General features: G+C 66.8%; 16 protein-coding genes. 10 read left to right on the forward strand and 6 right to left on the reverse strand.

Annotation, left to right across the window (positions count from 1 at the left end):
• Positions 1–6: 6 nt before the first annotated feature.
• Positions 7–867: a TatD family hydrolase gene (locus tag G452_RS0114565; RefSeq protein ID WP_022662994.1), complete on the forward strand. Its 861-nt coding sequence runs from the start codon at positions 7–9 to the stop codon at positions 865–867.
• 288 nt (positions 868–1,155) lie between these two features.
• Entirely contained in the window at positions 1,156–1,938 is a 783-nt protein-coding gene (locus tag G452_RS19710) for a hypothetical protein (RefSeq protein ID WP_022662995.1), read from the forward strand.
• A gap of 97 nt (positions 1,939–2,035) precedes the next feature.
• Here the strand turns inward: G452_RS19710 and G452_RS0114575 are convergent, their stop codons facing one another.
• The 5 genes from G452_RS0114575 to G452_RS0114595 form a co-directional block, all read right to left on the reverse strand.
• A complete protein-coding gene (locus G452_RS0114575; RefSeq protein ID WP_022662996.1) occupies positions 2,036–4,744 on the reverse strand; it encodes a carboxypeptidase-like regulatory domain-containing protein in 2,709 nt (902 codons plus the stop codon).
• A gap of 151 nt (positions 4,745–4,895) precedes the next feature.
• A complete protein-coding gene (locus G452_RS19715) occupies positions 4,896–7,562 on the reverse strand; it encodes a cobyric acid synthase (RefSeq protein ID WP_022662997.1) in 2,667 nt (888 codons plus the stop codon).
• Positions 7,563–7,567: 5 nt separating this feature from the next.
• Positions 7,568–8,968, reverse strand: a complete 1,401-nt coding sequence (locus G452_RS0114585) for a protein kinase domain-containing protein (RefSeq protein ID WP_022662998.1) — start codon at positions 8,966–8,968, stop codon at positions 7,568–7,570.
• 7 nt (positions 8,969–8,975) lie between these two features.
• On the reverse strand, positions 8,976–9,722 hold the full coding sequence (locus G452_RS0114590) for a metallophosphoesterase family protein (protein ID WP_022662999.1): 747 nt from the start codon (positions 9,720–9,722) through the stop codon (positions 8,976–8,978).
• Between the two features lie 89 nt (positions 9,723–9,811).
• Complete coding sequence (locus G452_RS0114595) at positions 9,812–10,690, reverse strand: methylenetetrahydrofolate reductase (RefSeq protein WP_022663000.1); 879 nt, start codon at positions 10,688–10,690, stop codon at positions 9,812–9,814.
• A 251-nt stretch (positions 10,691–10,941) separates the two neighbouring features.
• On the opposite strand from G452_RS0114595, the gene G452_RS0114600 reads away from it, so the two are divergent.
• The 7 genes from G452_RS0114600 to lepB all read left to right on the forward strand — a co-directional run bounded on the left by G452_RS0114600 (position 10,942) and on the right by lepB (position 22,376).
• On the forward strand, positions 10,942–11,808 hold the full coding sequence (locus G452_RS0114600; protein WP_022663001.1) for a LytR/AlgR family response regulator transcription factor: 867 nt from the start codon (positions 10,942–10,944) through the stop codon (positions 11,806–11,808).
• A 144-nt stretch (positions 11,809–11,952) separates the two neighbouring features.
• Complete coding sequence (acs, locus tag G452_RS0114605; RefSeq protein WP_022663002.1) at positions 11,953–13,860, forward strand: acetate--CoA ligase; 1,908 nt, start codon at positions 11,953–11,955, stop codon at positions 13,858–13,860.
• A gap of 106 nt (positions 13,861–13,966) precedes the next feature.
• Positions 13,967–16,156, forward strand: coding sequence for a hybrid sensor histidine kinase/response regulator (locus G452_RS19720; RefSeq protein ID WP_022663003.1), 2,190 nt, complete (start codon positions 13,967–13,969; stop codon positions 16,154–16,156).
• A gap of 113 nt (positions 16,157–16,269) precedes the next feature.
• The gene (locus tag G452_RS20765; protein ID WP_022663004.1) at positions 16,270–19,122 is read left to right on the forward strand and encodes an ATP-binding protein; all 2,853 of its coding nucleotides are present in this window, start codon (positions 16,270–16,272) and stop codon (positions 19,120–19,122) included.
• 94 nt (positions 19,123–19,216) lie between these two features.
• Positions 19,217–19,747, forward strand: a complete 531-nt coding sequence (locus G452_RS0114620; RefSeq protein WP_022663005.1) for a hypothetical protein — start codon at positions 19,217–19,219, stop codon at positions 19,745–19,747.
• Between the two features lie 168 nt (positions 19,748–19,915).
• Positions 19,916–21,718, forward strand: coding sequence for a translation elongation factor 4 (gene lepA, locus G452_RS0114625; RefSeq protein ID WP_022663006.1), 1,803 nt, complete (start codon positions 19,916–19,918; stop codon positions 21,716–21,718).
• 28 nt (positions 21,719–21,746) lie between these two features.
• Complete coding sequence (gene lepB / locus G452_RS0114630) at positions 21,747–22,376, forward strand: signal peptidase I (protein ID WP_022663007.1); 630 nt, start codon at positions 21,747–21,749, stop codon at positions 22,374–22,376.
• Positions 22,377–22,483: 107 nt separating this feature from the next.
• Here the strand turns inward: lepB and G452_RS0114635 are convergent, their stop codons facing one another.
• Positions 22,484–22,960, reverse strand: coding sequence for an L-2-amino-thiazoline-4-carboxylic acid hydrolase (locus tag G452_RS0114635; RefSeq protein WP_022663008.1), 477 nt, complete (start codon positions 22,958–22,960; stop codon positions 22,484–22,486).
• Positions 22,961–23,104: 144 nt separating this feature from the next.
• Between G452_RS0114635 and G452_RS20770 the strand changes: the two genes are divergently transcribed.
• Positions 23,105–24,481 (forward strand): sensor domain-containing diguanylate cyclase, encoded by a 1,377-nt coding sequence (locus G452_RS20770; protein ID WP_022663009.1) that lies wholly within the window; start codon positions 23,105–23,107, stop codon positions 24,479–24,481.
• Positions 24,482–24,494: the final 13 nt, after the last annotated feature.

Here is a 24,494-nt window from a genome sequence, read left to right on the forward strand (position 1 = left end):
CCCGCTATGAGCAAGAAGAACAAAAAGCCCCGCCCAGGGCCGGAAACGCTGGAACTGCCGCTTTGCGGCGTGGATTCGCACGCCCACCTGGACATGCGCGATTCGGAAGCGGACGAGGACGGGCGTGAACTGCCCGATGATCTGGAAGAAGTGCTGCGCGCGGCGAAAAACGCGGGCGTGGCCCGCGTGGGCAACGTCTTTCTCGGCCCGGAGGCCTACGAACGCGGTCGCGGACTCTTTGCCGCGCATCCCGAAGTCTTTTTCATCCTCGGCATCCACCCCACAGACGCGCTCCACTACACGCCCGAACGCCTGGAAAAAATGCGCGCCGCCTTTCTCGCCGATCCGCGCCTGCGCGCCGTGGGCGAAATCGGGCTGGACTACTACTGGGACGACGCCCCGCCCGAAGCACAGGAACCCGCGCTGCGCGCGCAGCTCGGACTGGCGCGCGACCTGGGCCTGCCGCCCGTGATCCACTGCCGCGACGCCGAAGCCGAAACCCTGCGCATTCTCGACGACGAAGGCTTTGCCGGACGCGCCCTGCTCTGGCACTGCTTCGGGGCCGGGCCGGAACTCGCCGAAGCCGTGCTCGCGCGCGGCTGGACCGTGAGCATCCCCGGACCCGTGACCTACCGGAAAAACGACGAGCTGCGCGCCGCCGTGGCCATGATCCCCCTGGAACGCATGCTCGTGGAAACGGACAGCCCCTACCTCGCGCCCGAACCCTGGCGCGGCAAGCGCAACCACCCCGCACTCGCGGCCTTCACCGCCGCCGCCGTGGCCGAAATCAAGGGCCTCGCGCCCGAAGAAGTCTGGCGCGCCACCGGGCAAAACGCCCTGCGCTTTTTCAGGCTGGACAACTCGTAGGACGAAGGCATGCCTCCGGCGGCCAAGGGGCCCGCGGCCCCTTGGAACCCCTTTGAGCGCCGCAGCCCCCATGCTGCGCATGGGGGCTGCGACGCGGGCTTCACCAAAAAAACTACAGCGGAGCCAGACCCGCGCGGCCCCCTGATGCATTTGCATCAGGGGGCCGCGCCGAATGGGATTCTCAAGGGGCATTGCCCCTTGAGCCGCCGGAGGCATTCTTTTTCGTCTTTCGCCTCAAGTTTTTCCTGCGCCGGTCCGATAGGTGGGATGTACCCAACCGGAGAAACCATGCGCATCGACGGCACGAACCTGAACCACGTCATGCTCCAGAACAGGAGCCGGAACAGCGGATCATCCCTTTCGGGAACGTCCGCCGGTTCCGTTTCGGGCGTGGTGCCGCGCATTGCCACGGCCACGCCGGGCCAGGGCGAGAGCGAGACCTTCGCCAACGAGATCGCGCGGCGCGCAGGCGCGTATCTGGACGGGAACGGCCAGCCCAAGGACGCCTCGACCCTGAGCGCCGGGCTGACCGACGCCATGGACTGGCTGCGGGAGAATTTCGGCGACGACGTGGCCACGGCCGCCGAGGGCATGGTTCTGGGGGGCACGGCCGGCGGCATCACCGAGGAAAATCTCGGCAACAGCCTGACCAATGTGCTCAAGATGGTGGACCGCAATTTCGGCATCGCGGCCGGGGATTCGGCCATCGCCAGGTTCAACGGCGGGCTGAACGATTCCATCAACGGGTTCTTCGACAACGGGCGGGACGAGCTGTTCCTGGCCGTGCCGTCCAAGAACGCTTCCGGCCTCAGCCAGAGCGCGGTCCTGGGCGACCTGACGGACCGCGTGCTTTCTTCTTCCGGCGCGAGCGATGCGCCGAGCGGCATGGAGCAGCTCCTCGATTCGCTCAAGGCCGACCTGGACGAAGCCCTGCAAAAGGCCCAGGAAAGCTCGAACGCCGATTCCGGCTTCTCCCCGAAGGCCCGCACGTCCCAGGCTTTAAACGGCTACGCTGCCGCGTCCGGCCTCTCCGCCGATTCCGGTCCGGCTCTGCTGTCCATGAGCGTGTAGCAACATCCCTTTTCCGGGAGCCAAGGTGCGATGGCCCGCGAGGCTCCTCGCCTTTCGCGCGAAGAGCGGAATAACGGACACCGACCTCTGCCGAAGCTCACTGCTTTCCGCAGAGAGCGGCTGCTTCCCCGGTTCCCACGCTGCCCGACCAGGAACTGGACATCCACCAATTGTCCGGCTGCGCGCTCTTGCGGCAGGACCAGAACTCGTATTCTCCCACGCAACGCCCGTTCTCCAGTCGAATGGCCTGGATTGCGCGCATCTCCGCGCCACAGAAATCAGAATAAGCCCGCCGCGCGGACTCGACGAGTTCCTGCTGTTCCGGTCCCATCTTCCATTGATGCAGACAGGCGCAGGCCTGCTCCGGCGAAGGTCTGGACGGTGCGGTTTCCTGAACAGGTCGGGCTTTGGTGGCGGGGGGTGCGGGCTTCGGATTGTCCGGTATCGATTCCGGCTTCGTGCGCGGCAGGACGCCCTTGTTATTTTCGCGCCCCTTGTCTTCGGGCAGGGGGGTCAGCCGCACCACGGCCACCGCGTCATCGCCGGGACGCACCTCCGCGTTGGCCATGCCTTTTTGGTATCCCGGCGCACCGGCACGGACGGAATACGTTCCCGCTGAAACCGCGTCGAAACGCACCTCGCCGACGCCGTCCGCTGCGCCGGACAGTCCGGACGGCCCGGATGCGGCCACTCCGGCCCCTGGAATCGGTCTTCCCGTGGCCGCATCCAGCACGCGGACAAGCAAAGCGGACCGATCCAGTCCGGCGATCAGACGAACGCTCCGCTGGGCGCGTCTGTCTTCGAAACCATCCTTATACGTAATCGTGAAGGTCAAATCCGCGGCGAACTCGCCGACCGCGCCCTTTCCTGGCCGCGCCAGCAGCGCAAGACTCTTCGCGGCAAAACGCCCGCCCCCCGAACCGAGCCGGATGGCGGCGCCGTCCGCGGGCCACGGCCCGGTCAGAATCCAGCCCGTGTTTTCGCCCAGGCGCACCGCGCAGCGCACGTCGTATCCCGGTCGGTACTGCTCCGTCAGGTTCGCCTTGAGCCATTGCGCCGCCTTTTCCCAGCCCCGTTCGCAGATGATTTTTTCGTAGTAGCCCGCTGAGGGCGGCACGATTCTGCCGAAACCGAACTCGCCCATGAGCAGCACCTCGAAGCGAGCCACGCCGTCATCCGCCGTGGTGACGCGCGCGAGGCCGACACTGCCCTCCCCGGCTTCGCGGCCATTGACCACGACTTCCAGCGGACGCGGCACTCCTTCATAGTCGCCCAGGGCCAGAAGCAGCCCCTCTTGCTGCCGGGCGGAAAGCCAATCCTGTGATTTCTCCAGATCGACGGACATCTGCGCCAGCAGGCGCGGCGTCACGTCTCCGGCTCCTTCCGTGGCGAAAAGTCCCGCGTTCCAGCCCTTGGCTTGGTCCAGGTAGCGGTTCACTCCGGCCCGGAGCATTTCCGGACTGCCGAAGCGGCAGGCCAACGTCTCGCGAGTCAACCCCTTGAACGGGCTCTGGTCCCAAGTGAAGATATGGACCGGGGAATCCGGCGCGTAGACCCTGCCGCGCAGAAAACTGTCGTTGACGGGGTCGAAGACCAAGGCGTTTCCGGTCCACTCCACCCCTGCCACGAATACTTCTTTGACCAAGTCAGCCACGAGTCCGGCCAGAAGGGCCGGAGGCACGGCATAGCCTGCCAGGGAAATTCCCGTTTCCATGATCGCCGCCTGAGGCCCGCCTTCGTAATAGGCTTTCAGGATCATGTAGGCGTCGGCCGCGGCCAGGGGCACCCGCAATTGCTTGAAGATTCGGGAAAGAAGCTCGTCGCGCATCTTCACGGCCCGGGCAGGGCCGCCAGCCCGGTCCAGCAGTCCGGAACGATGCAGCTTTTCCACCAATTCCACGTCGTCCCGCGCCGTAATCAGGTACCGCCGCGTATCGCGCACAAAGGCGCGCATCTCCGCCTCCAGCGCGACTTCCGAATCCACACCGAGGCGCGTGCCCAGCCGCTCCAACGCCCCGGCCGCGTCCGTGGCCGCTTCCGCCTTGTAGGCGAGCAGAGCCTGCATGCGCTCACGCATGGCCGGCGGCAGTTCGGCCAGTCCGTCCAGGGAGCCCACGCCGCGCCGCAGTTCGGTCTTGAGAAAGCCTTCGTAATTGTTAAGATATTTTGCGGCCTTTTCCGCCTGCACCAGCGTCGGCTTCGTGGAATACCGCTCCAGGAAGATCACCGAATCTTCCACGAACCGATACGCACCTTCCACGTTCTTGGGCACGGCCAGTTCATGATCCAGCCAAAACCGCTCAGTTTGCACCCGGCGGCGCGAAAGGCCGCCCTCCCCTGCCTCGTAGACGTAACAGGAACGGTACTCGCCGGACTTGTCCGCATAGTCGTAGAAGAATTTCTGGCCCACCTCGCCCCGGAAGCGGTCCTCGAAAAGATGGTCGCGGCGCCAAGTCACGTTGATCTCGTGTTCGGCCCCGCCCGCGAGTTCGGAAACTCTGGCGCGGATGCGCTCGGCCAGTTTGCGTTCCGTTGCCGCGTCCCGGCAGCCCACGGTGACGTCAATGTCAGAGGCGGCTCCCGCCGTGCCGCTCATCCAGGAGCCCACTCCCAGCAGCCGCGCCTGCGCGGCCAGTTCCGGAGATTGCTCGAAAACGCTCTCCACGGCCCGCCAAAGCAGCGCTTCCTGTTCCTGAATGCTCAGTCTCGCGCCCCACGCGGAAGCGGGCGCACACACCGCCACCGCACAGACGACCATGCAGCACGCCACCCAATACACGCCGACGGAAAAGAACGCCCCTCGCATACGCTCCTCCAGGCCTTTTGTGGACGATGCCGAGATTCTGGCCCGGAAAAAGGGAACAAGCAAGAAAAACCCGCTATGGGGCAGGTCCGCTTCCCTGCGGCGGAAACGTCGCGAAACAACGCACGCGGCCAAGGAGGGCGAACGCCGGAGGCTATCGCAGCAGGCTGGCCTGGGCCTGGCCGTCCATGCCCAGCGCGCGGTAGACAGCGCCCATGTCCAGGTTCTCGCGCACCACGCTGGCGAGGTGGTCCAGCGCGGCTTCCAGGCCGTAGGACGCGCCGACCCCTTCGAGGGGGTCGAGTCCGCGCGCGGCGCGCAGCTCGTTGATGAACCAGCGCCGGAAGCCGTCGTCGTCGAACACGCCGTGCAGGTAGGTTCCCCAGACGCGGCCCGAGGCCAGGCCGTAGCCCAGGGGGCCGTCCCGGCCCTCGATGATGGGCACGGCCTCGTCCGTGAGCGGCCGGGTCACGCCGTGGTGGATCTCGTAGCCGTACACGCCCCGACCCGAAAGCAGGTGCGTGCCCAGGGCGCGGGTGAGGGTTTTCTCGGCGGCGAGGGTGGTGCGCAAGGGCAGGAACCCGAATCCGTCCACGGTGCCCAGGTCGGTTTCCAGGCCCAGGGGGTCGGCTATTTCCGCACCGAGCATCTGAAACCCGCCGCAGATGCCCACGATGACCGTTTTTCCCGGCAGGGCGCGCAGGGCCGCGAGCATGCCCGCGCCCTTGAGCTGGCGCATGTCGGCCACGGTGTTCTTGGAGCCGGGCAGGATGACCGCGTCGGGCCGTCCCAGCTCGTGCGGGCTGTGCACGATGCGCAGGTTCACGTCCGGTTCCTGCATCAGCGGGTCGAGGTCGTTGAAGTTGGAGATGTGTCCCAGGTCGAGGCAGGCGACGTCCACGGCGGCCTCGTCCTTGACCACGTCGATGGCGCGTTCCCCGGCCTTGAAGGAGACGGAATCCTCCTCGGGCAGGCCGAGGTTGTGGATGTGGGGCACCACGCCGAGCACGCGGCGTCCGGTCATGGAAACCATGGCCGAGAGGGCCGGGTCGAGCAGGCGCTTGTCGCCCCGGAAGCGGTTGAGCACGTAGCCCGCCACCCGCGCCCGTTCGGACTCGGCGAGCAGGTCCATGGTGCCCACCAGGGAGGCGAAGACCCCGCCCCGGTCGATGTCGCTGACGAGCAGCACCTGCGCGTCCGCGTATTCGGCCATTTTCATGTTCACGATGTCGTGCGCCTTGAGGTTGATCTCGGCGGGGCTGCCCGCGCCCTCGATGACCATGACGTCGTGCTCGGCGGCGAGCGAGTCGTAGGCCCGGCAGACCTGCTCGAAGGCGCGCGGCTTGTAGCGGACGTATTCGGCCACGTTCATGTTGCCCACGGGCTTGCCCATGACGATGACCTGGGAGCCGGTGTCGCTGCCGGGTTTGAGCAGCACGGGGTTCATGCGCGCGTCCGGCTCCAGGCGGCAGGCCAGGGCCTGGGTCACCTGGGCGCGGCCCATCTCGCGGCCGTCGCGGGTCACGTAGGAGTTCAGGGACATGTTCTGGGCCTTGAACGGAGCCACGGACAGGCCGTCCTGGAGCAGGATGCGGCAGAGGGCCGCGGCCAGCACGCTCTTGCCCGCGTTGGAGCTGGTGCCCTGGAGCATGATCGCGGGCTTCTTGCGCGCCTTGAGCACGCGAGGCGGCCTGCGCAGGCCGAAATAGACCTCCAGGGCCTCGCAGAGCCGTTCGTTCTGCTCGCGGGTGCGCACGGCCACGCGGAAATAGCGGTCGTCCAGACCCCGGAAGTTGCCGCAGGGCCGGATGGCGATGCGCTGGGAGAGGAGCTTCTCGAAGAGCGGCTGCACGCCCTGGCCGAGCCGCTCCACGCGGCAGAGCAGAAAATTCGCCTCGGAGGGAAAGACCTTGATGCCCGGCACGAAGCCGAGGCCCAGGGCCAGCTTTTCGCGCAGGCGGCGGACCACGGCGCGGGTTTCGGCCTGGTAGGGCAGATCGCGCAGGGCGCGCGCGCCCACCCGCTGCGCCGCCACGTTCACGCTCCATTCGGGCTGGGCCTTGCGGAGCTGGAAGATCAGCTCCGGCGCGCCGAAGGCCAGGCCCAGGCGCAGGCCCGGAATGGCGTAGAACTTGGTCAGGGAGTGGATGACGAGGACGTTGTCGGGCCGCTCGCGCACGAGCCGGTCCAGGCCGGGCACGAAGTCCGCGAAGCTCTCGTCCGCGATGAAGCGGCAGTGCGGGTGCGCCTCGGCCAGCGCGCGGATGCGCCCTGCGCTGGCGAGCGTGCCCGTGGGATTGTTCGGGCTGCACAGGAAGACCACGGCGGGCGAGGTTTCGCTGCGCGCCAGGGCGCGGGCCAGGGCCTCGTCGTCCAGGGCGAAGTCCCGCTCCGGGTCCAGCGGCAGGAACGAGGGTTCCAGCCCGGCGGCCTCGCAGACCCGCTCGTAATCCACGTAGGACGGCACCGGGATCACGGCCCGGCGGAAGCCGGAATAGGCCGCTGCCCGCGCCGCCGCCAAGAGCAGTTCGGACGCGCCGTTGCCCGCGCAGACCTGGGTGGGCCAGACCTTGTACAGCTCGCAGGCCGCCAGGCAGACCTCGCGGCTCTCGGCGTCCGGATAGCTGGCCGCGTCCAGGGCGGCCCGCGCCAATTCGCGCTCCAGCCAGGACGGCGGGCCGAGCGGGTTCAGGCTCGCGGAAAAGTCGTCCAGTTCCTCCACGGAGCAGCCCGCGCGCTCGGCAAGGGCGCGCACGTCCCCGCCGTGCGCGAAACGCCTGCCGTCGCCCGGCTCGTGGTGTCCGCAGATGAGTGATTTCATGCTTTTCAACTACCGCATACGGCCCGAACGTAAAAGGAACAAGTGCGGTCCTGCCAGCCCACGAAGCCCAGGTCCGCGTCCACGTACCACGCCGCGGTGAAGGCTTTGCGGTCCGCGCTCCAGAGCCGGGCCTTGTCCGCTCCGAACGCGGGCTCGAAGCAGAAGGCTCCGGGCGCGGCGCGGTCCACGAAAAGCGTGCAAAGCTCCTCCACCATGGGCAGCCGCCAGCCGCTTCGCCCTGCATACCCGGATTCATCAAGCATCGCCACATATTCGGCGGCCTGCTCGAAATCGAGCGGATATTCGCTGCCGCCGCGCTGCCAGAACAGGCCCGTGGTCCGGTCGAGCACGATTTCCCCGCGCGGCTCGAAATCGTTCGCCGTATAGCGCCGGGGCCGCCAGAGCGCGTCCAGCCCGAAGACCTCCGGCGCCCGCTTCAGGGCCACGCGCAACGGCGCGGCGCGCGGCAGTGCGGGCTTTGCGGCCTCGCCCGGCTCTTCGTGAAACACGCAGGCTTCGGAGCGCCCCCGCGCAAAGGCGCGCTCCAGCCCGGACAGGGCCGCCAGCATCCGCCCGGCCGAGGCGAACCGGCCGCCGGGATCGCGCGCCAGCGCCCGCGGGAAAAACTCGTCCCATTCCGGCCCCAGCTCCGGCCGCAGCTCCCTGGCCGCGGGATCATCCGACCCTTCCGACGCCTTGTCGCGCCCCGGTTCCCGTTCCAGGCCGCCCTCCTTGGGCAAGCGTCCGGTAAGCATACGAAAGAGGGTTACGCCCACGGCGTAGAGATCGCTGCGCGCGTCCGCGGATTCGGGGTCGGCCTCCTGTTCCGGCGCGGCGTAGAACGGCGAGCCCACGACCATGCCGCGCGGCCTGTCCTGCGCGGGCGGAGTCTCGCCGCGCAGCCGGGAAAGCCCGAAATCGATGAGCACCGCCCGGTCCTCGTCCGTGATCATCACATTGAAGGGCTTCACGTCCCGGTGGACGATGCCTTCATGGTGCAGCCGCCGCAGCGCTTCGCAAATCTGCCGCGCATACCGCAGGGCGCGGGGCACGGAAAACAGCCGGGAGGGTTTTTCCGCGTCGTACTCCTCGCCCATGAGCACGCCGAGATTGTTGCAGAAATATTCCATGGTGAAGAAGGGCATGCGCCCCAGGCCGGGCACCTCCGCCTCGCCCGCGTCCAGGACCGCGGCCACGTTCGGGTGGCGCACCCGGCCCATGGTCCGCGCCTCGGCCAGGAACAGCTCCCGGACCTTGTCCGCGCCCGCCACGTCGAGCATGATCTCCACCGGGCGGCAGAGCTTGAGCGCCACCACGCGGCCCGTGAGCGGCTGCTCGGCCTTGTAGACGACGCCCATGCCCCCGCGCCCGAGCCGACCCAGGATCTTGTATTTGTCGATGTGCATGAAACCCTTACAGCAGCCTTTTGACGTAGCCCTCGTTCAGGCCCAGCGCGCGCATGGCGTTCACGGTCTTCATCACGTCATATGGCACGAACACCGCCTGAAGGACGTTCTTTTCGCGGTCGAGCAGCACGTATTTGGCGCGGTTGTCGCCGTCGCGCGGCTGGCCCACGGCCCCGGCGTTGACGAGGTAGCGCCTGTCCGGCTCCAGGGTCACGGGCTTGTCCCAAAACTCCTCCCGCCGGGCCGCGCTGCCGTCATACGAGTAGAGGTTCAGCTCGTGGGTGTGCCCGGCAAAGGCGAACCGGTGCGGGTAGGAGCGGAAGACCCCGGCCAGCTCGTCCTCGTCCAGCGTGTAGAGGTATTTGTTCACGGAGTCGGGCGGGCAGCCGTGCACGCAAAGCATGCCCTGGAACTCCAGGGTTTCGGGCAGGCCGCGCAGCCATTGCACGGAATCGTCCGAAAGCATGGTCCGGGTTTTCTCCACGGCTTTGCGCGCCGGGGGATTGAACCATTGCAGATACTTGCCGCCGCGCAGCCCCTGCTCGTGGTTGCCCAGGACCGAGGGGATGCCGCGCTCGCGGATGCGCCGCACGCAGGCTTCCGGCTCCGGGCCGTAGCCCACGATGTCGCCCAGGCAGACGCAATCCCTGATCCCGCGCCGGTCCATGTCCTCCAGCACGCGGTCCAGGGCCTCGACATTGCCGTGCGCGTCCGAAATCACGGCCAGAAGCTGCTCGTTGCCGTCCTTGCTCATGCTTATGCCTTACCCCAGCGGACCGCGCCGGGGCAAGCAGAGGCAGGCGCGGACCAGGAAGAACGCCTGCCCCGGACGCGCTCCATGCGTCAATCCGGCAGCAGGCCCGCGCGCCGGGCCACGTCGAGCGCCTGGTCGGACTGGTTCAGGGGATAGAGATGCACGCCGGGCGCGCCGCCGTCGAGCAGTCCCTTGATCTGCCGCGCGGCGTATTGCGTGCCCGCCTCCTGCACGGCCTCGTCCCCGCCCTGGGCGTGCGCGGCTTCGAGCGCGGCGTAGAGGTTGCCGGGAATGGCCGCGCCGCAGAGCGAGAGGATGCGCCGGGCCGAGGCCATGCTCCGCAGGGGCATGACCCCGGGGATGATCGGCTTTGTGCAGCCTTTTTGCGCGAGGCGCTCGACCATGTCGAAATAGCGGCGGTTGTCGAAGAAGAGCTGGGTCACGCCGAAATCCGCTCCGGCGTCGAGCTTGAATTTGAGCATCTCGATGTCCGCTTCCACGCTGGGCGATTCCAGGTGCGGCTCCGGGTAGGCCGCGATTGCCAGGGCGATGTCCGGGAAGCGGGGCCGGATGCGGGCCACGAGGTCCGAGGCGTGCATGAAGGGCGCGCCGGGCTTGGGTCCGGTGCCGTCGCTGCCGTCCCCGCGCAGGGCCAGGACGTTGTTGATGCCGCCCGCCTGGAACTGGGCCACGGCGTTGTCCACCCGCTCCGGGGTCAGGCCGCAGCAGGTCAGGTGGGGCATGACCGTGAGCCCGTGGACCGCGGCCAGGGCCGTTGCCGCTTCCAGGGTGTTGCTCCCGCCGCCGCCGGCCCCGCAGGTCACGGAGACGAACAGGGGCCGCAGCGCCTTGAGCCGACGGGCCACTTCGAGCATGCGCTCGCGCGCGGCCTGGTCGCGCGGGGGGAAGAATTCCAGGGACACGAACCGCTTGTTCCTGGCGATCAGATCGGGAATGCGCTCTTGCATGGCTTGCTCCTTGATGCAGGCACAGCCTACAATATTTGTATATTCGGTTTGATTGATTTAAGTGCTACCCCTTTGCCGCGCCTTCGTCAAGCGCGTGAGGACCGCCGCCGGGGCCGCAGCGCCGGAACGGTCCGTACAGGAACAAACCCCTCTTTTGCGCCCGGCGCGGATGCCGCTGCGGATGCAGCTCCGCCTTGCGCCCGGACCGGGTTTCACGCTAGAAGGGCATACAAACGTGAGGATTTGCGGCCATGTCCAAGCTCAAGACCCTGCTCCTGCATCCGGACCCGGAAGTGCGCGCCCAGCTGCGGCGCATGCTCGCGGACGTTCCCTTCCTGCAGGTGCTCGGCGAGGCGGTCTCGGCCTTCGAGGGCCTGGAGCTGCTGGAGCACGTCGGCTACGGCGCGTTCTTCGTGGGCCTCGACCTGGACGAGGGCGTGAGCGGCATGGAGCTGGCGCAGATGCTGCGCGGCCGCAAGGACAGGCCCGCCCTGGTGCTGCTCTCGGAAGACGAGAGCAAGGCCTACGCCGCCTTCGAGCTGGGCGCGCTCGACTACATCATCTGGCCTCCTTCCGAGGAACGCCTGGAGATGACCCTGGAAAAGCTGCGCGACTTCAAGGCGCGCTACCGCGAGGTTCCGGAGCCTTCGGACTGGCGCGACGCGGACGCGGGCGAGGCCACCTCGGAAGAGACCCTGCGCCTGGCCCTGGACGAGGACGAGCAGGAGAGCTTTCTGGCCGCGCTCAAGCAGGCCTGGGACTCGTCCCACAAGTCCAGCCCGGAGATCGAGAAGCTCGCCGTGACCCAGGACGGCAAGACCATCCTGATCCCCTACACGCAGATCATCTTCGTGGAGGCCTTCGAGGACTATTCCTACGTGCACACCAGCGGCCAGAAGTTCCTGACCTCGCACCGGCTCAAGAACCTGGAAGACCGGCTGGAGCCGCACCGCTTCTTCCGGGTGCACCGCAAATTTCTGGTCAACCTGGACATGGTCACGGAGATCGCCAGCCTGCCCGGCAGCAACTTCATGCTCCGCACGGCGGGCAAGACGCGCATCGAGCTGCCCATCTCCCGGCGCAGGATCGCCAAGCTGAAACAGATCCTCGGCTTCTAGCCGGGGAAGCAGGGTCCGGCCCGCACCGTTCACCGTGCTGCGCGGGCCTTTGACCGAATAGATATGGCCGGGCGCGCGCCCAACTGCAATCATCGGCGTCGTATTCGGGGCAATGCGTCCTTCGCGGCCCTGTCGGAGCAAGATATGGACAAGCGGGAAACCCTCGACAACCTCCTGCGCGAAGAGCGCGTGATCCGGCCCCTGCCGCAGTTCGTGGCCGAGGCCAATCTCAAGCCGGGCCAGGTCCAGGCCCTGCGCGAGCGCGCGGAGTCCGACCCGCTCGGCTACTGGGAGGAGGCCGCCGAGGAGCTGGAATGGTTCCGGCGCTGGGACGCCGTGCTGGACGAGTCCCAGGCCCCCTTCTACAAATGGTTCCCGGGCGCGCGCTGCAACATCGCGCACAACGCCCTCGACCGCCACATCGAGACGCCGAACAAGAACAAGCTCGCCCTGATCTGGGAAGGGGAGCCGGGCGACACCCGCAAATTCACCTATTTCGAGCTGCACCGCGAGGTCAACCGCTTCGCCAACGCGCTGCGCTCCCTGGGCGTGCGCAAGGGCGACTGCGTGGCCGTGTTCATGCCCCCCCTGCCGGAAACCGTGGTGGCCATGCTCGCCTGCGCCAAGATCGGCGCGGTGCATTCCCTCGTCTTTTCCGGCTATTCGGCCAAGGCCCTGCGCCAACGCCTGAACGGCTGCAAGGCCAAGGCCCTGGTCGCGGCGGACGGGTATTACCGCAACGGCAAGGTCCACCGCCTCAAGGAAGTGGCCGACCAGGCCCTGGACGGCGCGAACGGGGACGTGGAGTCCGTCGTCGTGGTCCGGCGCACGGGCGGCGACGTGACCATGCGCGAGGGGCGGGACTTCTGGTACGAGGAACTGGTGCGCCGGGAACGCAAGGAAGCCTCCGTGGAGGTCGTGGACGCGGGCGATCCGCTCTTCTACCTCTACACCTCGGGCGCCTCCAGCCGACCCCAGGCCGTGGTCCACTCCCACGGCGGCTACATGGTCGGCGTGCAGCGCACCTTCAGCCAGGTCTTCGACGTCAAGGCCACGGACATCTTCTGGTGCACCTCGGACCCCGGCTGGATCATGGGCCACACCGCGGCCATCTACGGCCCGCTCCTGGCCGGGACCACCACGGTGCTCTACGAGGGCCACCCCAACTACCCGCAGCCGGACCGCCTCTGGAGCATCATCGAGCGCTACGGCGTGAGCATCTTCTACTCCACGCCCACCACCATCCGCACCCTGATGCGCTTCGGCGGGCAGTATCCGCGCCAGCGCGACCTGACCAGCCTGCGGCTGCTCGGCTCCGCAGGCGAACCCCTGGACCCGGAAACCTGGACCTGGCTGCACCGCCAGATCGGCGACGAGAACTGCCCCGTGCTGGACACCTGGTGGCAGACCGAAACCGGCATGTTCATGGTCTCGCCGCTGCCCGTGAGCGTGGTCAAGCCGGGGTCCGTGGCCCGCGCCCTGCCCGGAGTGCAGGCCGACGTGGTGGACCTGGACGGCGGCCCGGTGGAGCGCGGCGAAGGCGGCTTCCTGATCATACGGAAGCCCTGGCCCGCCATGATGACCGGAATCCTGGACGACGAGGACGGCTACCGGGCCTGCTTCCGCCGCGTGCCCGGCGTCTACTTCGCGGGCGATCTGGCCCGGCTGGACGAGGACGGCTACATCTGGGTCAAGGGGCGCTCGGACGAGGTGCTGCTCATCGCCGGGCACCGCATCGGCACCGCGGACATCGAAGAGGCCTTCATCTCGCACCGCGCCGTGGCCGAGGTGGCCGTGGTGGGCCTGCCCGACCGCATCAAGGGCGTCACCGCCAAGGCCTTCGTGGTCCTGACCCCGGACGAGGATCCCTCGGACGAGCTGCTGCGCGACCTGGAGCGCCACGTGCGCGAGGAGCTGGGGCCCATCGCCGCCATCCGCAGCATCGAGTTCCGCGAGAGCCTGCCCAAGACCCGCAGCGGCAAGATCCTGCGCCGCTCCCTGCGCGACGAGGAGCTGGACAGCCCCCTGGATCCGATTCGGGACGATTCCTGATCGTTTTCCACTCCGCCGAGCCGCTGAAACATTTCCATTTTCCTTGCGCCGTGCTAATGGGGAGTCGAGTTTTTCCGGACAACTCTCCAAGGGGTACGCGACGAACATGCCCAAGCCTCGAAAACCCGGCGGCCAAAGCGCCCTGCTCATAGCGCTGGTCTACGCCGCGTGCGGTTTCCTCTGGATTCTGCTCTCGGACAGGGCCGCGGAACTGCTCATCGACAACCAGAGCGCCCTGGGCATCGTCCAGACCTACAAGGGCTGGTTCTTCATCCTGGGAACCGCCCTGCTGCTCTACGTTTTCGTCCGCCGCCAGCTCTCCCGCACCCACGACGCCGCCGTGACCGCCGAAAGGCAGGCGGAAAAAGTCATGGAACTGATGCGCGCCCTGCCCCTGGCCGTGCAGGGCTACGACGAAAACCGGCGCGTGGTCCTCTGGAACGCCGCCAGCGAGCAGCTGTACGGTTTCCGCGAAGACGAGGCCATGGGGCGGCTCCTGGAAGATCTGATCATCCCCCCGGCCATGCGCCCATTCGTGATCGAGGCCGTGCAGGGCTGGATCGAGCGGGACGAGGCCATCCCGGCGGGCGAGCTGACCCTGCTGCGCAAGAGCGGCGCGCCCGTGGAAGTCTATTCCTCGCACCTGATGTCCTTGCAGACGGACGGCTCCCGGATCATGTTCTGCCTGGACATCGACCTCTCCGAGCTGAAGCGCGCCGAGCGCGAGCTCAAGGAAAAGGAGCGCGTGCTCCGGCTGACCCTGGAAGCCACCAACGACGGCATCTGGGACTATCGCCTCGACACCGAGGAATTTAAGTGCAGCAGCCGCTGGGCCGACATGCTCGGTCTGCGCCGCGAGGATGTTTCGTCCAAGGGCTGCCAATGCATGCTCATGATGCATCCGGAGGACCGCGCCGGAACGGGAGCGGCCCTGGAGGAATACCTCGCCGGGCGCACCGAGAGCTACAGCGCGGAGTTCCGCCTGCCCCACGAGGACGGCGGCTGGCGCTGGATCTATTCCCGCGGGCGCATCGTGGAACGCGACGAGGCGGGCCGCCCCCTGCGGCTCATAGGCGCGCACACGGACATCACCGAACTCAAGCAGACGCAGCAGCGCCTTCTGGAAGCCAAGGAGCAGGCCGAGAACGCCTCCCGCGCCAAGAGCGAGTTCCTGGCCAACATGAGCCACGAGCTGCGCACCCCGCTGAACGGACTCATGGGCATGCTCCAGCTGCTTTCCATGGGCTCCCTGGAAGGCGAGGAGCGCGAATACGTGGACACGGCCCTGGCCTCAGGCCGCAGCCTGCTCGCCATCATCGGCGACGTGCTCGATTTCTCCAAGCTCGACGCCGGGATCATGGACGTGGCCAGCGAGCCTTTCGACCTGCGCGAAACCCTGGACACCGTGATCGGCAACTTCACGATCATCACCAAGGACAAGGGTCTCAGCCTGGAGCTGGACGTGGCCCCCGGCGTGCCCAACGTGCTTGTGGGCGACCCCGGCAGGCTCCGCCAGATCCTCTTCAACCTCATCGGCAACGCCCTCAAGTTCACGGAGCAGGGGTCGGTCCGGCTCAGCGTCTCGCCGCTTCCCGGCACGCGCGAGCTTTTCCGGGTTCTCTTCGTGGTTTCGGACACGGGCATCGGCATCCCGGAAAACCGCCTCGAAGACATTTTCGGGGCCTTCACCCAGGTGGACGGCTCCTTTGCCCGGCGGTTCCAGGGCGCGGGACTGGGCCTGGGCATCGTCCGCCGCCTGACCCGGCTGCTCGGCGGCGGGGTTTCCGTGGATTCGGAGCTGGGCAAGGGCACGAGCTTCTACGTCAGCCTGCCCTTCGTGCGCACCGGACCCGGCATGCGCCCGGAAAGCAGCGCGCGCCGGGAACACTGCCTGATCAACCGCCCCCTGCGCATTCTCGTGGCCGAGGACGACCGGGTCAACCAGATCCTGGCGCGCAAGATGGTCGAGCGCCTGGGCCACGAGGCCACCTGCGTCTCCAACGGCCGCCAGGCCCTGGAAGCGCTGCGCGCGGGCAAGTACGACTGCGTGCTCATGGACGTGCAGATGCCCGTCATGGACGGGCTGGCCGCCACGCGGGCCATCCGCCAGGACGCCGAGCTGGGGGCCATGCGCATCGTGCCCATCCTCGCGCTCACGGCCCACGCCATGTCCGGGCACAAGGACAAATTCCTGGCCGCGGGCATGGACGGCTACCTGCCCAAGCCCGTGGACATGAACATCCTGGCCGACAAGCTGGCCGAGATATGCGAGGGGGGGCGCAAAGCCCGGCTCTGAGCCTTTCCCCGTCTGCGAAGCGGATTCGAAACAATATGTCTATCCACTGCCCCTGCAATGTGATAGGGTTTAAGCGTCCATAGAACCCTTCTTCATGGAGTCCGCAACCCGTCATGCGCAGACCTTCCCGCACCGCCCTTTCCGCGCTGCTCCTGGCCGCCTTCGCCCTGGGCGCGCTGCTTCCGTTCGCGGCTCCATCCGGGACGGCTTTCGCGGAAGCAGGGCGGGGCGCGCTCCGCTCCGCAAGCGAGCTGGACTACCCTCCCTTTGCCCTGGTGCTGCCGGACGGCAGCCCGGACGGCTTTTCCGTGGACCTGCTCAAGGCCGTGGCCCAGGCCAAGAATCTGAACATCGACATCGCCGTCGGGCCATGGAGCGAGATCAAACAAAAACTCATGGACGGCGAGCTCGACGTGCTGCCCCTGGTTTCCTATTCCAAGGAGCGCGACCGGCATTTCGACTTTTCCACGCCCTACCTGCGCATGCACGGCACCGTGTTCGTGCGCGAGGACAACGAGAGCATCCGCAGCGAAAAGGATCTCAAGGACAAGGAAGTCATCGTCATGCGCGGGGACACGGCCGAGGAGTACGCCGTGCGCAACGCGCTCAGCGACCATCTGGTGCTCACGGACAACTACGAGCAGGCCATGCTCATGCTCTCAAGCGGCGAGCACGACGCCGTGCTCGTGCAGCAGGTCGTGGGCTGGCAGCTGATCCAGAAGCTGCACATCGAGAACCTCAAGGACGCGCTGGCGCGGGAGGAAACGAGCCTCAAGCCCATGGGCAGCCCGCTCCAGGGATTCGAGCAGAAATTCTGCTTCGCCGTGCAGGAAGGCGACCGCGAGCTCCTGGCCGATTTGAACGAGGGGCTGGCCATCGTCATCTCCAACGGCACCTACGACGCGCTCTACGACAAGTGGTTCGGCCCGATCCTGCCGGGACCGCCCCTTTCCGTCCGCCAACTCCTCACATATTTCCTCGTCACGGTCGTGCCGATCCTCCTGCTCCTGGCCGGAGGGGGGCTGCTCTTCCTGCGCCGGGAGGTCCGCCGCCAGACAGCCAACCTGCGCAAAAGCGAAAAGCTCTACCGCACGCTGGTCAACGGGCTGCCCGACTACGTGGTGCGCTACGACGCGGACGCCCGCTATCTTTATATTTCCGACAACATCGAAGAGCTGCTGGACATCCCGCCGCAGGACTTCATCGGCAAGTCGCACCGCGAGCTGGGCTTTCCGGAAGAGCAATGCGCGCTCTGGGACGCGACGATCAAAAAGGTCTTCGAGACCGGGCAGTCCATGGACACGGAATTCCCTCTTGAGGCCAAGTCCGGCACCGCCGTGCTCGACTGGCGGCTCATCCCGGAGATGGACGAGCAGGGCGCGGTCAAGACCGTGCTTTCCCTCTGCCGCGACATCACCCGGCAGCGCAGGCTGGAGCAGGAATACCAGACGCTCTTCCGCGAGATGCTCGACGGCTTCGCCCTGCACGAGATCCTCCTCGACGAGAACGGCACGCCCCGGGACTACCGCTTCCTGGCCATCAACCCCGCCTTTGAAAAGCTCACGGGGCTGCGCTCCGAAAACGTCCTGGGCCGGACCGTGCTGGAAGTCTTGCCGGAAGTCGAGCCCTACTGGATCGAGACGTACGGCAAGGTGGCCCTGGACGGCGAGCCCACGTTCTTCGAAGGCTATTCCGGCGCCATCGGCAAATACTTCAAGGTCACGGCCTTCCGGCCCGCGCCGGGCCTCTTCGCCTGCATCTTCCACGACCTGACCTCCCGCAAGCTGGCCGAGGAAGCCCTGCTCCAGGCCAAGGAGCAGGCCGAATCCGCAAGCAGGGCCAAGTCCGAGTTCCTGGCGAACATGAGCCACGAAATCCGGACGCCCCTCAACGGCGTGCTGGGCATGCTCCAGCTCCTGGAACTCTCCCGCCTGGAGCCGGAGCAGGAATACTACGCCAAGACCGCGATCAAATCGGCCCACCGCCTGCTGCGGCTGCTTTCGGATCTGCTGGACATCTCCCGCATCGAGGCGGGACGCCTTTCGCTCAGCCGCGAATGGTTCACCCTCGACGACCTGCGCCAGTCCATCCTCGAACTCCAGAACCTGGCCGCCCGCGACAAGGGGCTCCGGCTTGAATTCGTCCTGGGCGAGCGGCTTCCGAAGGCCCTGCTCGGCGACGAGGTCCGGCTGCGCCAGATTCTCTTCAACCTCGTGGGCAACGCCATCAAGTTCACCTCCGAAGGGAGCGTGCGGGTGGATGTTTCCCTGCTGCCCTATTCCAGAGACAACTCGGCCCGGGTGCTCTTCATGGTCAGCGACACGGGAATCGGCATTTCGGACGAGCTGCTGGAGAACATCTTCGAGCCCTTCGTCCAGGGCGAGGGCAACTACACCCGCCACTTCCAGGGGGCCGGACTCGGCCTTTCCATCGTGCGGCGGCTGGTGGGCCTGATGCACGGCGAAATCGCCATCGACAGCCGCGTGGGCGAAGGCACGACGATCTACCTTTCCCTGCCCTTTGAGCTGCCCTCCCGGAAGCGGCCGCTTCCGCAAGACCGGGACGAGGAGACGACCTGCTTCACGCAGGGCTGCCGCAGGGTGCTCCTGGCCGAGGACGACGAACTCAGCCTCCAGGTGGTCGAGCGCATGCTCACGAAAATGGGCTACGCCCCGGTCACGGCCCGCAACGGGCTGGAAGCGCTGGATCTGCTCGCCCGCGAGGATTTCGACCTCGTGGTCATGGACGTGCAGATGCCCGTCATGGACGGCGTGGAGGCCACCAGGCGCATCCGCACTTCCGCCCAGTTCCAGGACAAGGCCGCAATCCCCATCGTGGCCATGACCGCCTACGCCATGGACGGCGACCGGGAGAAGTTCCTGGCCGCGGGCATGAACGGCTACGTCTCCAAGCCCGTGGAAATGAACCGGCTGCGCGAATCCCTGGCCAGCGTCCTGGCCAACTGACGCCGCAAGCCGACGCGCGATGCCCGCGCGCCCGGATCCGATTTCCATTGCGCGCCGCCGCCGGAGCCGCTATGCTCCGGCCGGGAGCGCAAGCATGCAGGAACGAACGAAAAAATACCTCGACCCCAAGCCGCCCCGCCGCAAGCCGCACAGCCACGTCCGCGACCTGCTGCTGGTGCTGCTCGGCGTGGGACTGGTGATCATCTTCTTCAGCAGCCAGTCGCGCTTCAACTTCACGTCCCGGAACATGACGGACAAGGAACGGATCGTGCGCAAGGTCGTCTACGACGGCGAGCTCGAACCCAAGAACCTCGGCCTCTCCCCGGAACAGCTGCGCCCCCTGGACGACCTGCTCGCCGAGGAAACCCGCAACCTGCGGCAGATCCGCATCCACATCGAACGGCAGGACCGCTACGAAAAGCTCTCGGACGGCACCGAGCTGCGCTTCTGGTGCGTGCTCACCCTGGACAACGGCAGCACCGTCCGCACGGTGATCTCCCGGACCCGGCGCGACGGACTGATCTCCAGCCTGACGCGGCGCATCCGCGACGACCTGGAAAAATACCGCTCCTCGGCCCGGAAAATGGGCAAGGAACGTATCGATTCCTTCACCAATACCATGTAAACTGGCCCGCAAGGCAAACTGCGGCCACTCCCGACCCGGGGCGGGGAGGCGATTTCCGCCGGGAAAACGCCTCCGGCGCAAAGGCGACCGGCCTGTTGGACAGGCGCGGCCGAATCCTTTACAAGTGGCTCCACCCAAACTCTGGAAACCTACGGACCACAACACCATATGGACACCGCGAAGATTCGCAATTTCAGCATCATCGCCCACATCGACCACGGCAAGTCGACGTTGGCGGACCGCATCCTTGAGCTGACCGGCCTCGTCGGCGAGCGCGACAAAAAGGAGCAGTATCTCGACAGGATGGAGCTTGAGCGAGAGCGCGGCATCACCATCAAGGCCCAGACCGTGCGCATTCCCTACACCGCGCCGGACGGGCAGAAATACGTGCTCAACCTCATCGACACGCCCGGCCACGTGGACTTCAGCTACGAAGTCTCGCGCTCGCTCGCGGCCTGCGAGGGCGCGCTCCTCGTGGTCGACTCCACCCAGGGGGTCGAGGCCCAGACCCTGGCCAACGTCTATCTCGCCCTGGACAACAACCTCGAAGTGGTCCCCGTGCTGAACAAGGTGGACCTGCCCAGCGCCGACCCGGAGCGGGTCGCCGCCGAAATCGAGGAGATCATCGGCCTGGACGCGTCGGGCGCCGTGGCCGTCAGCGCCAAGAGCGGGCTGAACGTGGACCAGGTGCTTACGCAGATCGTGGAGCAGCTGCCCGCGCCCGGAGGCGACTGCTCGGCCCCGCTCAAGGCCCTGATCTTCGACTCCTGGTACGACTCCTACCAGGGCGTGGTCGTGCTCTTCCGCATCTTCGAGGGCACGCTCAAAAAAGGGCAGTCGATCCGCATCTTCTCCACGAAGCGGGATTTCGAGGTCACCAAGCTCGGCGTGTTCTCGCCCGGCCCCAAGGACATGAAGGAGCTTGGCCCCGGCGAAGTGGGCTTTCTCTGCGCCTCCATGAAGGAACTGGGCGACGCGCCCGTGGGCGACACCATCACCTCGCCGGAAAACCCGACGGACAAGCCCTATCCCGGCTTCCAGAAGGTCAAGCCCATGGTCTTCGCCGGGCTCTACCCGGTGGAGCCCGCGGAATACGAGACCCTCAAGACCGCCCTGGAAAAGCTCCAGCTCAACGACGCGGCCTTCACCTACGAGCCGGAAACCTCCCAGGCCCTGGGCTTCGGGTTCCGCTGCGGCTTCCTGGGCCTCCTGCACATCGAGATCATCCAGGAGCGCCTGGAGCGGGAGTTCGAAGCCCGGCTGATCACCACCGCCCCCTCGGTGGTCTACCAGGTGCGCACCACGGACGGAACGGAACTGCGCATCGACAACCCGAGCAAGCTGCCCGACCCGCAAATCATCGACGTGATCCGCGAGCCTTTCGTGCGGCTCGAGGTCCACGTGCCCAACGACTACGTGGGCGCGGTGCTCGCGCTCTGCGAGGAAAAGCGCGGCATCCAGAAAAACATCAACTACGCCGGCATGAACAGGGTGATCATCACCTACGAGATCCCCTTCGCCGAAATCATGTACGACTTCTTCGACCGCCTGAAGTCCTCCACCAAGGGGTACGCCTCCCTGGACTACGAGGTCATCGACTACCGCGAGGCGGACATGATCAAGCTGGACATCCTCATCAACGGCGATCCCGTGGACGCCTTCTCCATCATCGTGCACCGCGAGAACGCCCCGCGCATGGGCCGCAGCGTGGCCCTGAAGCTGAAGCGCTCCATCCCGCGCCAGATGTTCGAGGTGGTCATCCAGGCCGCCATCGGCCGCAAGATCATCGCCAAGGAGCGCAACGCGCCCTTCCGCAAGGACGTCACCGCCAAGTGCTATGGCGGCGACATCACCCGAAAGCGCAAGCTCCTGGAAAAGCAGAAAGAAGGCAAGAAGCGCATGCGCCGCATGGGCAACGTGGAAATTCCGCAGGAGGCCTTCCTGGCCGTCCTCAAGGCCGGCGACGAATAGGGCCGGCACGCCAACCAAAGGAAGATCAATGACGTTCAACAAACAGTCCGCAGCGGTCGACGATCCCGTGGCCAAGCTCCGGGAGTGGGTCGAGGCCATCCTCATCGCCGTGGTCCTGGCCCTGTTCATCCGCTCCTTCGTGGTCCAGGCCTTCAAGATTCCGTCCGGCTCCATGCTGGAAACGCTCCAGATCGGCGACCACCTGCTGGTGAGCCGCTTCGCCTACGACCTCAAGGTGCCGTTCACGGACATCTCGATCCTCTCCACGGGCGACCCGCAGCACGGCGACGTGATCGTCTTCGAATATCCGGAAGACCCCTCCAAGGATTTCATCAAGCGCGTCATCGGCGTTCCCGGCGACACCATCGAGATCAAGAACAAGATCGTCTACCGCAACGGCGAAGCGCTCATCGAGCCCTACGTGCGCCATTCGGACCCGCGCATCCTGCCCAGCCGCCGCGACTTCGTGGCCACCTTCACCGTGCCGGAGGGCCAATACTTCGTGCTCGGCGACAACCGCGACGACTCCCGCGACTCCCGCTTCTGGGGCTTCGTGGGCCGCGACGCCATCGTGGGCAAGGCCCTGGTGCTCTACTGGTCCTGGAACGGCGAGGACATGAGCGTGCGCTGGAACCGCATCGGCGATCTGGTGGAATAAGCCCGGCTCCGTCCGACAAGAAGAAGCCCCGGTCCGAGGATCGGGGCTTCTTCTTTGGCCTTCCGCGCCCGGCGGGCGCACTCTGGCGGCGCAGTCCGGTCCGGGCGCTAGTCCTCTTCGGGCTCCCAGACGAACCGGAACAGGCAGGCCGGGTTTCCGGCGGCGATGGTTTCGGGCCGTTCCATGCGCAGCCGATCCGAATAGCCCCGCGCAAAAGGCTCGTCCCGCGCGCAGGAAAGCAGCGGCAAGAGCGCTTCCGGCATGCCCAGGGCGCGGTAGCTCTCCACGTAGAGGCAGCGGCGCACGCGGAACGAGGCGCTGTTCGCGTCCCGCTTGAAATCGGCCACGGCAATGGCCCCGCCCGCCCGCCAGAGGTCGAGCACGGTCAGAAAGTGGTCCAGGCAGGGCTTCTCGGGAGCCGCCGCCGCGAAATCGCGCCCGGCCTCGAAGGCCGAACGTTCCTGGACGGCGCGCACGAGTTCCAGGGCCTCGTCCGGCCCGTGCAGGCGCACGGCTTCGTCGTAGACGCGGCGCAGCACCTGGGCCTCCAACACGCGGCGGTCGAGCTGGGTGATCTTCGTCATGCCTTGGGCTACCACATCGCGCCGGCGGGAAAAAGCCCCTTGCCCGCGCCTGGCCCGCCGCCCGCCAACTTGCCCTTGCCCAGGCATTGGAGTATCCTTTGCAACTTCCCAGTAACTATGCCCAGTTCCTTTCCGAGGATGGAAATGCCTCCCAGCAAGCCTTCAAACCCGTCTTCCGGGCGCTCCGAAAACGGACCGGAGCGCGCTCTGCCCGAATCCCGCGAAAACGGGACGGAGCTTGCGCGTCTGGAGGCCGAGCTTGAACAGCTGAAAAAGGAAAACGCCCGCCTGCGCGCCCTGGCCGACGCCCCCTACGAAGCCATCGCCTTTTTCGGCGCGGACATGCGCTGCGTGACCGCCAACGCCACCACCCTGCGGCTCTTCGGCTACGAGAGCGAATCCGAGCTGCTGGGCAAACATGTCCTGGAATTCGTGGCCCCGGAATCGAGGGAGGAAGTCTCCCGGCGGTTTCAGACCGAAGACACGCGAGCCTACGAGCTGATGGGCCTGCGCCGCAATGGGGAGACGTTTCCGGCCGAGGCGCACGGCAAGAAAGGCGTCTTCAACGGCCAGCCCGTGCGCATCTCCGCCATGCGCGACATCACCCGGCGCAAGCAGATCGAGCGGGAGCTGCAAACCGCGGCCAACGAGCTGGAAATCATCTTCGCCTACAGCAAGGTCGGGCTGATGCTCCTGCGCGGCGGCCGCTGGCTGGCCAAGGCCAACCAGGCCCTGGCCGACATCCTCGGCTACGACACTCCCGAAAAGATGATCGGGCGGAGCATGCGCGAGCTGCACCTGACCGAGGAAAACTTCCAGCATTTCGGCGAGAAGTACTACAACGCCCTTGCGGACAAGGCCCTGCTGCACATCGAGTACCGCCTGCGCCGCAAGGACGGCAGCCCGGTCTGGTGCATGCTCTCCGGCCAGGCCCTGGACCGGGGCGCCCCCGCGGACCTGAACAAGGGCGTGCTCTGGGCCGTGGACGACATCACCCGCATCAAGACCCAGGAGCAGGAACTGCGCGCCCTGGCCTGCACGGATTACCTCACGGGCGTGCACAACCGCCGCCATTTCCTGGACCTCGCCTCGCGCGAGCTGAAGCGGAGAAAACGCCACGGCGGGGACTGCGGCCTGCTGCTCATCGATCTGGACCGCTTCAAGGACGTCAACGACCAGCTCGGACACGGCGCGGGCGACGCCGTGCTCAAGACCTTTGCCCGGCGCTGCTGCGGCGCGCTGCGCGAAGTGGACATCTTCGGGCGGCTCGGCGGAGAGGAATTCGCCGTGCTCCTGCCCGGATCCGACCTGGAAGGGGCGCGCACCGTGGCCGAGCGCATCCGCGAGGGCATGAGCGACATGGAAACCCGCACCCCCGAAGGCAACATCCGGGTCACGGTGAGCATCGGGGTGACCTCCACCGAGCGCCCCGTGGCCGACGTGGAGGCCCTCATCGCCCGCGCGGACAAGGCCCTCTACCGGGCCAAGCGCCTGGGCCGCGACCGGGTCGAGATCGGCTGAGCCTCTTCCCGAC

Source organism: Paucidesulfovibrio longus DSM 6739, from assembly GCF_000420485.1.
GTDB lineage: Bacteria > Desulfobacterota > Desulfovibrionia > Desulfovibrionales > Desulfovibrionaceae > Paucidesulfovibrio > Paucidesulfovibrio longus.